The sequence below is a fragment of the Burkholderia sp. 3C genome (assembly GCF_054589155.1).
On sequence record NZ_BAAILN010000052.1, the window covers coordinates 1 to 249 of the forward strand.

The window sequence follows — 249 nt, forward strand, 5'->3', positions numbered from 1 at the left end:
CGTCTCGTCGTTGTCGACGGGTGTGACCTCGATCTCCAGCGGGCTGTCGACCACCAACAGTAATGTCGCTTCGCTGTCGTCCTCGACCTCGACCAGCGTTGGGTCGTTGTCTACTGGACTTTCCACCACGGCGAGCAACGTCACATCGCTCTCGTCCGGCTTGAGTTCCACGAACAGCAACGTCACTTCGTTGTCCAGCGGACTCAGTACGACCAACAGCACCGTCTCGTCGTTGTCGACGGGTGTGAC

Annotated in this window: 1 protein-coding gene; it reads right to left on the minus strand. The window is 59.4% G+C overall.

Features of this window, described 5'->3' with window-relative positions; genetic code table 11:
• Nucleotides 1-249 (minus strand): hypothetical protein (locus tag ACYP33_RS09225; RefSeq protein ID WP_459621164.1); only part of this gene is annotated, 249 nt, incomplete at both ends.